Here is a 12,593-nt window from a genome sequence, read left to right on the forward strand (position 1 = left end):
CTAAAAAGATGGCACTGAATATCGACAGTTAGCTTAACAACGCAACTTCTATTTTTGGGCAGTCTAGAAATGCGGGTAACGCACAGGAAGTTTCAATCACGTGGACGCGAGTGATGCCATGGCGGACTGACGTAGCGACCACTGTCAGCTTTACAGGTGACCCAATCGGTATTGTAATCATATCTTTTCAACAGTAATGTTATGAGCTACTCCTACGTCATAACTTTTATTGGCAATATCACTCAACCAAACGATCACCGGCATTTTCAGAGCGGAATTAAAAACGGCTAAAATTTTATCAATGTTAACTTCGGACTTTTTACCAAACCTTATCCTTAAGGGGTAGAACGTATAGAGTCTTCTTTAAATCGCCAGCATAAGTTAATAACCTTATTAAAATACAATATATTAAATAAAGTTAAACTAACACTTTAAACTAATAAAATAATTAATAAGAAAAATTTTCGCTAGAAAGGGCAAATTTTCATAATTTAAATATAATTGATTATTTAAATTGAATAACGGCTCGAGAATGACAACTATAAGCTCAATATTTTCATCTACAGCCAGCTTATCATCTAATTCAGATCTTTCACAGCATAATAAACGAGAAGCTGAAAATATATTAACTGAAGAACAGCGCTTAAATGACAAAGAAACGCTAAACAAGCAAATAAAAGAGAGTGAAAAGCTACCATTAAATGCCTTAGCGGAGGGAGAATTCACTAGTTCAACTGGAAACAGTGTCGAGGTAACCAGCAAGCAATTTGCTTATAATTTAGAATTACTATTACGCAATTCAAACCATCGAATAAATATTACTTTACCCGCTTCAGAGATTCCTTTTTTTAATTCAGTTGCCTATAAAGAGCAAAATCGTCTGTTATGTTCCCTGTTAACTCAAGAAGGTTATACAATAAATCAGCAAGATGATGGCATGTTATCATATCGTTTAGTCAACCATATTAGCGATTATCTTTCTCGTAATGAAAATGCGCAAGATGAAATAGCAACCGTCGCAAAGCTACTATTAAGGCCATTAGGTGAATATGGTGCCGGTGAGGGAGAAAAAATTTCATCATCTCGTCACCGGGCCATTATTGCTCAATGGCTGCAGCATGCGGTGTTAAATTTGCCATCCGACATATGGGTTTTATTGCAACTTGAGTCGGCTATCACAGGTAATAATACGGGTAAAATTGAAAATAATTTACTTTTTCGTCATCAATATCTAAAACACCGTTTTTTTAAACAATTTAATAGCACAAAGGAACTGGCCACATTATCTTCGCAGGCTCGCACTTATTATCAAGAAAATGTATTAAGCAGAGTCTTGCCTACATTTTGTCTGCAGTTTAAGGATCAGAATGAACAGCTAAGACTGGAAAATATGAGGCTAGAGCAACCGGAGTGGGGTTACTTGCATGCGGGTGCTATGATACTTAGAGAAAGTGGGGTTGAACTGAACCGAATGCGTTTGGATGATATTATTAGCACTGGAATTCTACTGGAAACACTTATTGCAGGTGAGAAAGTCACTGCTGAATATGCTCATTATTTCAAATTACCCGCTCTTATCCATTACCAATTAAAAACCGGGTATGAGACAGATAGCACAGAAATAAATGAGCAAGCTATGCCATCTATTTATCAGAATTATTTTAAAGAATTACATCAAGTCAGCCAAAATAATCCTCTGCTCCAATTTAGTAACTTATTACAAAATTGGAAAAGCCGACCAGAGCTAGCTAAGCAACAATTAAAAGCACATGATGTTGATGAGGGCTGGTTAAATCAATATTTATATCACAATCGAGAGGTTGTTTTTTACAATCGATTGGGAGAAACGCCGTTATTACCCAATATAGATAAAGTTTTTGCCGAGCAGAATCAACAAATTGCTAAATTTAGCGAACAAACAGAAAAGATCTTGCTACCCCTGACTTTTAATTCAATTAATCAAACCGAACAAAACTTTATTGGACAAGCTGACATTCAACTAATAAAGGCTGAATTTAACGCTATTGGTAGTTATCGCAGTTACCCTATGGGAAAAGCAAGGCGGGGAATGGCTGCGGGTGGATTAATAACCCGGTTACCTGACTCAATTGATCTGCTGAAGTGTACGGTTAACGGCGAAAAACGTATGTACGCGTTAACTCTGGAGGAAAGTTTAGGGTGCTATAAATTATATCGTGTTGATGAAGATAAAGCATCAATTCTTAGCCTATTTGGTCATGATGGTAGAGCCTATGATGATGATTATAAATTAAAAACGCATCCTATTTTGACCTTAAAAACAACAAATGATAAACCTAGCATACTGTTCGATAAATTGGCTAAGCGGCACGGTGAACGATTATATGAAAAACTGCAAAAAGAAGGTTATCAGCAAACAACCCGGCAAAAAGTAGACGCTTTTTTCTTAAGTCTTATTCCACTCTATACCTGTATTACTGAAGCACAAAAAGGCAATGCAGGCAAAGCAATTGAAGCCGGTTTATTAGATATCGTAGGCTTTTTTCCTTTTATCGGCAAGAGTGCTCAAGTTGGCAGCCGATTTAGTGTTGCGGCCGGGGAGGCGGCTATTAATGGACTACTAACTGCCTTAAGACAAGCGACGATTGCTCAGGCTTTAAAAGAAGGAGGAAAACAGCTTATCAAATTTGGGCTACCTCATATAATGAAAAGTGTACCGCCAAAAGCTTATGTTGGTCTGGGGGTAGAATTTATTCGTTCGGCTGATCCTGGATTTGAGTTACTGACATCAGGCGGAATAAAAGGTCTTAATAGTCTAAGAAATGCTGCTATAAAGGTAAGGAAGGAAATTAACGGCTTAACTCCGTTGCTAGAAGCTATTGAGAAGCAAATAAAAGGGTTATCAAATAGACCCGTTAGGAGGTTCAATACTGAACTCGCTTTTCGTCCTGATTTGGCTAAAGAAGTTCAGGTAGTTAACATTGGCCAGGAACGGGGAAAAGATATTTGGGTACAAGTACATCCTATAACCGATACTCTTTTTGGTCGAAAATATCTGAAAGATGCTGCCGGTAATCTGGAATTGGCGCCTGTTTTAATACGAGAACGTCTTTACCATTTAAAAACACAAGGTATGGGTGGAAAAGGTGCTAGTAAAGCCGCCAGAAATTTATCTTTTCAATCCGATACCTTTTCAACTCAATTAGAGAAAATACCGCTTAAGCAAGTGGAAAAATTATTAGTAAATCAACAAGCTAATACAATTATCGATTTATCCAGAAAAGATTTGAGTAACATGCAGCTTTCTCACTGTTTTAATCAAAACATAGACAGCGCTTTCGTCAATCTCAATGGTGCTAATCTCACTAAGTCTAAATTGATTAAAGCTAATCTAATTAACATTAAGCTAAATGACGCGAATTTGACAGAGGCCAATCTGACAAATGCTAACTTATTCGCCGCTGATCTGACAGCAGCGGACCTGACAATCGCTAACTTATTTGCCGCTGATCTGACAGAAGCTAATTTAAGTAATGCTAAGTTGTTCGCCGCTGATCTGACAGAAGCTAATCTGACAAATGCTAAGTTGTTTGCTGCTGATTTGACAGAAGCTAACCTGACAAAGGCTATGTTATGCGCAGCTGTCCTGACAGAAGCTAACCTGACAAAGGCTAAATTATTAACCGCTAATTTGATAGATGCCGATTTAACAAAGACTAACTTATTCGCCGCTAATCTAACCAGCAGCAACCTTACTAATGCGAACTTAACAGCAGCGGATCTGACAGAGGCTGAATTATCAAATGCTAGCTTCTTAGACGCTAATCTGACAGAAGTTAATCTAACAAAAGCTAACTGCTTAGAGGCAAATCTGACAGGTGCTAACCTGACAAAATCTAACTGCGTAGAAGCTAATCTGATAAAAGCCAATTTAACAAAGACTAATTTATTCGCCGCAAATCTTACCAAAAGCAGCCTTATTAATGCTGATTTATCAGCAGCTAATTTAAGTAATAGCAAATTGATTGATGTTAACTTAAGTGGGGCTAAGCTTTATGATGCCAAAATGCTTTATGCCAATATGCACGGAGCTAATCTGTCAAGTGCTGACCTGACAAAAGTGCATTTAACCCATGCCAATTTAGTCAATAGCAATTTCAGTAATGCTAACTTATCAGCAGCGGATCTGACAGAGGCTGAACTATCAAATGCTAACTTCTTAAAAGCTAATCTGACAGAAGTAAACCTGACAAAAGCTAACTGCTTAGACGCTAATCTGGTGGGTGCTAACTTGACAAACGTTAACGGCTTAGAGGCTGATCTGACAATGGCTGATTTAACAGGCGCTAATCTTACCAATAGCAACTTCACTAATACTAGTTTAGAGGACGCTAATCTAACCGATGCCAATCTGACAAAAATTAATTTAACTGAAGCTGAACTTATCGATACCAACTTGGCAAATGCTAATTTGCAATTAGCTAATCTAACAGATAGCTACTTGATAAATGTCAACCTGACCAATGCTAACTTAGCAGGAGTTGATTTTAGTGGTGCTTTTTTGCGTAGAATTAATTTTAGGGGGGCTAATCTAGGTGATGCTAATCTGGAAGGAGTAAATATTATATCTGTTGATTTTTCTGGTGCGCTCTTAAACAATACACTTTCACTGAATCCATCTGTTGAATGGAGTGACGCTAACTTGGATTTGATACTTAATCATTTTGCTCATGAAGAAGGTAGTTTTTTAACTAGTATTAAGAGCATAGATGATAGATATGGTGAATTAAAAACTAAATTGGCGCTGCAACTTATTCATTCCCTTAACCGTACTGACATTAATCTTGCCCAGGTCAGGCTACCACTGATAGAAGTGTTAGGGCAGCCCCCTTTTATAAAAAATCGAGAAATTAGCAATTTTATTAATAAACTGATAGAGAATTATTTAATAGACTCTTCCTTAGAACTACTCAATAACTTGGAGTCTCATCCTAAACTCATTAAGCCCTTTTTCAATTATTTCGACCAACATCCACATTTACTAGCCTCAGCACACGCTAATAGCGCTTTTATGCAAACCATATTAGCGGCCAGAATGCCAGGCATAAACGTGATAGAGATTTCGGCTGTGAATAAACTGTATGAAAAATATTTAAGACTACCTGAAATTCAGCAACAACTACAATACGGACAAATTAAAGACATTTTTGGTGATTATAAAGGCAATGCAGACTGGGCAGATAAATATGCAACAAATTATCTGTTATTATCGCCAACAAAACCAGGCAGAGTATTAGTAGTTTCTGAATATATTTTTACTCATATGCTGCACACTGATTTGGACACACCATGGGATAACATTGTTCTTTTTCAGGATGGCAACTGTTTGAGTCCGGCTGAATACAATCTGAGCCAATGTTATAAACAAGACTTTCCCCTTTTCGCCGCACCGTTTATTAATAGTGAAAATCAGATAACATTTAATCGATTAATTGATAGCTTCGATTTAAATCAAAAATATAAACACTATTTCCTTGAGGCGATAAAATCCAATTCCTATAGTACAAAACTCATAGCTGACACTCATCAACAGGCATTAATTAAAATTTTTTCTCGTCTACTTGATTTTCAACAGGGCTACAGTTTAAAAAAACAAAATTATGATCAGATTATCAACTTATACAATTTAACATCGAGTACGGATAGAGAAAAAGCAGAGCATCTATTTGCATTATCTACCGTTTTTACTCGTTATTCATCCAGTGCTATTTTTGGCACCGAGTCAGATTCCCCACAAATACTCAGATATTATGCTTGCGCCTTAATGGAAAAAGCCCACAATCTGGATCATACACTGATTGGTCAAGATAAATTCAATGATTGGAAAGATAGATTATTAGGAACAGGTAATGCTTTTACTTGTACGGCACTTTTGTCTGACATGATGATTGTGCATGCCAGAGAATACTGTAATGGGGTTTTCAAAAAAATCCAACCACCGGCATGGCGGTAAGGGTTCTGCTATATTAATTAAGTTGCTAAATACAATGGCACTATTGTAATTTATCACAGTGCTAATTAAACAGGCTGATATTTTTTCCTAATTGAAGTACTGATTACAGATACCTAATTGGAATCATCATTAGTTAATAATATTAGCCACTATATTTATTATTAAATATCTTTAATGTAGCCATAAGAAAATATACGCACTATCTTTATTTTATTCTATTAATAATGATTAATGTTTTTTATTAAGAATTAATTGAAAAATATAAATTAAATATACTATTAAAACAAAATGGCTATTGATAATAACTAAATATAACCATCTGATAATCCGACTTTTAATAAACGCATTAATAATAATGTAAGTTATAAGTTTGGGTTAAAATAATTAATTGAAGGTTTTATAATGTTATTTAAGGCTAAAATAATATGCTCTCCTATAATTACTTTTAATTTTTTATATTTTGTGGTGATAAATAGAGGAGAAATTTAATGCAAAATAAACCAGAGAGTCAAAATACTACTTATAATATCATTAATGGTACAGATGATAGTGATATATTAACAGGTACAGCAAAAAATGATCAAATATATGGTAATGCAGGAAGTGACCAAATATTAGGTTATGACGGTAATGATCGTATTTTTGGTGGTGCAGGGAATGATGTTATTTCAGGAGGTGAGGGGGATGATTATCTAGAGAGTAACTCAGGCGATGATGTGGTAGTTGGTGATGCTGGGGCTGATAAGATAATTGGTGGTCCAGGGGCTGATAATTTATCCGGTGATGACGGGAATGATGATTTATCCGGAGGAGATGGGAATGATAATATAGCAGGTGGTGCAGGAGATGATAATATCGACGGTGGTGACGGAAGTGATAACCTTGCCGGAGGAGATGGAAACGATAATATTGTCGGTGGTAATGGAAATGATAACCTTTCCGGTGGTGATGGAAATGATAACCTTGCCGGAGGTAACGGAAATGACACCATAAAAGGTGATAAAGGTGATGATAATTTATCTGGTGGATCTGGCAATGATATTCTATCTGGCGGCGAAGGCGATGATTTTATCATGGGGGGTTTCGGTGCTGATGAATTATCAGGTGGTAGTGGAGATGATATTTTTCTTTATCAATCAATCGTTGACTCTTTACCACAATCACCGGATAAAATAACTGATTTTGAGAGCGGTAGAGATAAAATAGATATTTCTATTTTTAGAAGAATTAGTAATCAAAATATTGAATTTAAAAAAGTAAATAGTTTTACGCATCATAAGAATGAGTTGTTATTTGCTTATAATCAAGAAGCTAATTTGACCAATCTAATGTTAGACAATGATGGTGATGGACAAGTGGATTTTAAAATTGAAATTATCGGTGAAGTCAAATTTGCCGAGGATATTTTAATTTAAATGCTATAAAAAAATAAAATCTATTAATATTAAATGATAATAGAAACGACTCGAAACAGCTGGGTCGTTTGCCGAATTAAGTTGATAATAAAGTCAGACTAGAGTAAATAATGTAATCGGGATTATGCACTACTCTACTTCTATTTATTATTTCGTTAAATTTGACCATAATAAGCATGCCCTCATTGCTCTTTAGACTGGTTATATTAATGTGATATAACTAAAGTAGATTATTTTCCAGCAGATAGATATTTTATAATAAAAAAATTGTCTCTTATCAGACGTTAATTTATTTTTTAGTATAGTTATTTTTGCAACTAATATAAATTATATAAATGTATTTTTAATGTATATAAAAATTGTGAAATAGATTCTCTCATTTAATGTTTATAAAATGTTGTTCATCAGTTAAAAATAATTTATTTGGTTCCAATATTTTAGCTTTTGCCATCTATTCTTCTTCATGATTCATAACTGTTTCGATAGTTGAAAAAAGATAAGCTATTACTTTTTTGTTTAGTACATAAGCTAATTTTTGTCCTAAAGAACTACTTCCTAACGTACTAAAACAAGACCGTAACGCTATACCAGGGTGTGGTATTGCTAAGTCCTGCGGTTTCTCTTAATAGGAATCTTGCATATATTACATAAAGACAAAATTTCTCTATAGCATAAAACTATCAAGCGAGTAGATTCATTTAGGGTTTAGTTGTCTGAAAATTTTTCATTTGGCAACTTGATGTGGCGAAACTAGCTATAATAATAATTCAATTGATATATATCAGTATTAAAATTAAAAATTAACACATAATAATATATTCAGTTTATCTATTTTTAATTTATTATTTAAACTGAAAAATTATTAAAACAAGCAATATACATTATCCTTTTTTATTTTAACAAAAAATAAATATGTTATTAAAAAATAAATTACTCCTCGGGGGAGGGTTAGCTGTCTCTGCTGGTTTTATGTGGGGAACGCTAGGTGTAATTACTGTTGAATTGATTAATTTAGGTTTAGACGCCTTTCAAATTAGTTTTATTAGAATGGGAGGCGCTTTTTTAATCTGTTTATTAGTTGGCTTGTACAGGCAGCAGTTTACATTAATTAATTTACGCCAGTTTTTTTTTCTTATATTGGTTGGATTGATTTGTCAGGCACTAAGTAGCTATGCATTTTCCGAATCAGCCAGCAAGATTGGTGGAAATATTACCATTGCATTGATGTGTACAGGGCCAATCTTTACATTATTTTTAAACCGTATTCTGTTTGCTGAAGTCCTACAAATAAAAAGTGTGTTATCAGTCTTAGTTGCAATTTTAGGTTTGCTTTTTTTAGTTATCAGCAACGATATTTCTATGAACCATAAAAATTTAGTCAACATTTGGATTGGCTTAATTTTTGGTATTATTTCTGGCTTTTGTTATGGTTTATTTCCTATCTTAGCTCGTTACTTAGAGAGTGTCTCCCCCTTTATTATTGTTAGTTATAGTTGTGGGTTTGCTGCACTTATATTACTTCCAGTTCAATCAAATTTAGTCATTAATCAACATCTCAGTTTAGACCTGATATTTTGGGGCGCGTTATTAATTTTTATACCGACGATAATTGCTGATCTATTTTATGTTAAAGCAATCCATCTCTCAGGAACATTAATCGCATCTTTATTTGCTTTAGTCGAAGTTCCTGCAGCAACTATTTTCGCTGTAATGATCCAATCAACCCACATCAACCTTATTCAAATATTAGGTATAGGTATTTTTTGCATAGGACTTTCTGGATTGATTATTAATAAAAATTTAACAAATTAAAAAGGTGTTTTTATGCCAAATTATTTTAACCAAGTAATATCCTTTTTTAATGAAATACATAATCAAATATTAAAAGATGCTGAACTAAAGCAACAAAAATTACCAGAAATAAAAAGTTTCAAAAATAATTTAGGCGCAAAATTTCCAGTTACACCGTTTAATTATATTAACGAACTAAAATCAATTCATGATAGCCCATGTTCAAAACAACAGTTAATAACTGAAGCCGCTAAATTTTTTGAAGGTTCAATCCAAGTTGGCTCAAAAAAATCTTTATTTAATATGATCCCTCAACCAAGCCCTGAAGCAACGGCAGCTGCTTGGGCGGCAACCTATTTTAATGTTAACAGTCTTATGGATGCATTTGGTGGAAAAAGTCTGTTAGTTGAGCAACAAGTAAGCCGTACTATTGGTCGTTGGGTAGGTTGGCATGATGCGATGGGAATTTCATGTAGTGGTGGAAAAATAACAATTTTGTATGCACTTAAATCCGCTATCTCCAGACTTTGTCCTACTTCAATTCGTGATGGCTTACCGAATAATTTAGTTATCCTATGTAGTGAAGGGGCACACTATTGTGTCGAACATGTTGCCAGTATGATAGGAATAGGAGCAACTAACTGTTGGCGACTGAAATCTGACGATGAGGGAAAAACCACCGCTGGATCGTTAAAATTAGCATTAGAAACTGCATTAAATAAAGGTAAAAAAAATAGCTGCAATCATCTGTTGTGGCGGTACCACAATCAACTTTAATTGTGAAGATACTGTGACAATTAATACTGTTATTGATCAATTTATTGTTGAGAATAAACTTAATTATCGTCCTTACCTGCATTTAGATAGTGTTATTGGTTGGTTGTTTTTTTCGCTGATGAATCAATATGAAAATCAACTAACGACTAAAATTAACAATGATACGATTGCTAAAAAATTTCAGATAGTATTAAAAAGATTTCAAGCGCTAGATAAATTTGATTCTTTCGGCGTTGATTTTCATAAAAATGGTTTATGTCCTTATTCCAGTAGTTTTTTCATCAGTAAAGATTGTAGATTTATGGATGAGCTAGGAGATGGAAGTTATCGCTATTCTAAGCAAGATTTTCAGTATGGGAATTTACGAGCCTATAGATATACGTTAGAAAATTCACGTTCTAGTCATGGGATACTCTCAAGTTGGGTAAATCTTAAATCCAAAGGACGACTAGGGATGGGAGAATACCTTATTTCACTCTATCAAAGTCGTTTTAATCTAGAAAAAAAAATGCAAACAATCAGCCGGCTATCAATTCTAAATGGCAAAACATTAGGATGGGAAATAGTCTTTGATATCAATTTTTCTACCCATATTGTTAATATATTTGGTGACCAGCATAAAACAAAAACAAATTTTATAATTTATTGTTGGGAAATAAGCAACTTAGGCTATGACATTCCTTTTTTCAGTATTGTGCCAAATTACCGGATTAATAACCAAAGAGATAGGGTTACTACAGGTTTTTTATTCTATCCGATGAAACTATTATCTGAAAAAGAATGGTTAGATATTCTTGGGCAACTAGAACTATTGATAAACAAATTTGAGCATAAATCACAAAAAGAGCAACAAAATATACCGCAAAAAACAACTAAGTTTGAGGCGCCAATTCGTTAATTACTATAATTGACTCAATTGAAAAAATAAAAAATGTTAAAAAATAGTTATTGTTAGCATAATTGATTTTTTAATCTTAATTTTATCTCTACATAGAAAACAAATTATGATAATCCAAGAACAAGAAGAAGATATTTTTGTCTGTATCGAACAATGGTGTCGTGAATATCAAAATAAAGTCATTAAAAATCCAAAACAACTGCCATTGATTGATTTATCTATAGGAAATCCTGATTTACCACCAAATGAAATATGGAAAAAAAAATTGTGTTCTGCCATTCAGCAGCAAAATATGCATGGTTATGCTGATTTCAGACCTGAAATTAATCAAAAATTAAGAGCTAGCTTTAGTGATTATTTTAATCGTCGTTTTATTTCTGATGATCGATATACGATTGAGGCAGAAAAACATGTAATTGACTTCGCTGGAAGCAAGGAAGGCATTTTTTTTAGTTTATTTTGCTTACTTTCGGCAGGTGATACGGTTTTGATGCCAGATCCTTCCTATTCAGTTTATCATAGCTGTATCCAAAAAATTGGTGCTAAGGTTGAATTCTTTTCGTGCGATATAAAAGGGCAGCCAGATCTTAGTTCAATTACTGCCGCACAACTATCAAAGGCACAATTGATGGTGTTATGTTCACCAAACAACCCAACGACAGATAGTATAGAAGAGAGCGTGCTAGATGAAATACTAGCATTTGCTGAACAACATAAACTGACAATTATACTGGATCGCGCTTATGCCGAAATACAGTTTATAAACCCACCGCTCGTTAAAAATTTACCAGGCTCTCTTTTATCTCGACCTAAAGCATTTGAGCGAGTGATTGAATTACATAGTTTAAGTAAATCTTGCAGTATCGCTGGATGGCGGGTTGGTTTCATCGTTGGGGCAGAATCAATTATTAATAAACTTAAATCCATGCGCTTTAATACTAATTTTGGATTATTTTTGCCAATCCAAGCTGTTGTGACAGATATGTTGGATTCTTTGGAACAAATCGCGCAACAAAATAGCATTATTTATGAACAACGTATAAATTACTTCATAAATCAATTATCAGAAGCTGGATGGAATATTACAAAACCCAAAGGGACTTTTTTTATTTGGACACCCTTACCGAAAACAATAAAAGCAATGTCTGATCGCATTTTTGTCAAAGAATTACTTAATGAAACGGGAGTGTTAATTTCGCCAGGCAGCGGTTTTGGTTCTGCAGGGTCAAATTATGTTAGAATTGCTTTAGTGCAAAATGAAGAAAAACTAAAAGAAGCGACAAGCCGAATAAAACGATGGCTTAATGAGATAGTGATATAACTGGAATTATAAGCGTTGTAAAAATTTGGCAAGCTAGATTTAACAAATTTATGTGATATCGTTTTTATTTAGTCCATCCTAATTACTATCGGTTTAATAAAATTTAAATTTACGGCAATTAATGCCGTAAATTTAATGCTTGATAATCATTATTAAAACTAAGATTAACGCGATTATCATTTTCACATACTCGTAACTAGATGGGGTCAAGAAACGGTACTTGTGTAATAGTTACTAATATTAATAAAAAATACCGTGGCAATTATTTTGCAAAAAATGAGAGCACCCCTGTATTAAATAAGGTTGAAATAAAGGTATTAATTCCAAACACCTATATCGCAACTATTCAGAACAACAGTATGTTAAATTTGACAATTGATGATTTGGGGAAAAACCTTA

General features: G+C 34.0%; 6 protein-coding genes. All 6 read left to right on the forward strand.

Going from position 1 to position 12,593, the window contains the following annotated elements:
- Positions 1–532: 532 nt before the first annotated feature.
- The 6 genes from QE177_RS03580 to QE177_RS03605 all read left to right on the forward strand — a co-directional run bounded on the left by QE177_RS03580 (position 533) and on the right by QE177_RS03605 (position 12,194).
- Positions 533–5,992: a pentapeptide repeat-containing protein gene (locus QE177_RS03580; protein WP_280551366.1), complete on the forward strand. Its 5,460-nt coding sequence runs from the start codon at positions 533–535 to the stop codon at positions 5,990–5,992.
- A gap of 488 nt (positions 5,993–6,480) precedes the next feature.
- Positions 6,481–7,407: a calcium-binding protein gene (locus QE177_RS03585; RefSeq protein ID WP_280551367.1), complete on the forward strand. Its 927-nt coding sequence runs from the start codon at positions 6,481–6,483 to the stop codon at positions 7,405–7,407.
- A gap of 912 nt (positions 7,408–8,319) precedes the next feature.
- Positions 8,320–9,219 (forward strand): DMT family transporter, encoded by a 900-nt coding sequence (locus tag QE177_RS03590; RefSeq protein ID WP_280551368.1) that lies wholly within the window; start codon positions 8,320–8,322, stop codon positions 9,217–9,219.
- Positions 9,220–9,231: 12 nt separating this feature from the next.
- Positions 9,232–9,975: a pyridoxal-dependent decarboxylase gene (locus QE177_RS03595; RefSeq protein ID WP_280551369.1), complete on the forward strand. Its 744-nt coding sequence runs from the start codon at positions 9,232–9,234 to the stop codon at positions 9,973–9,975.
- Positions 9,976–9,988: 13 nt separating this feature from the next.
- Entirely contained in the window at positions 9,989–10,873 is an 885-nt protein-coding gene (locus tag QE177_RS03600) for a hypothetical protein (RefSeq protein ID WP_280551370.1), read from the forward strand.
- Positions 10,874–10,979: 106 nt separating this feature from the next.
- Positions 10,980–12,194: a pyridoxal phosphate-dependent aminotransferase gene (locus QE177_RS03605; protein ID WP_280551371.1), complete on the forward strand. Its 1,215-nt coding sequence runs from the start codon at positions 10,980–10,982 to the stop codon at positions 12,192–12,194.
- Positions 12,195–12,593 lie beyond the last annotated feature (399 nt).

The organism is Arsenophonus sp. aPb, assembly GCF_029873475.1.
In the GTDB taxonomy this organism is placed as follows: Bacteria; Pseudomonadota; Gammaproteobacteria; order Enterobacterales; family Enterobacteriaceae; genus Arsenophonus.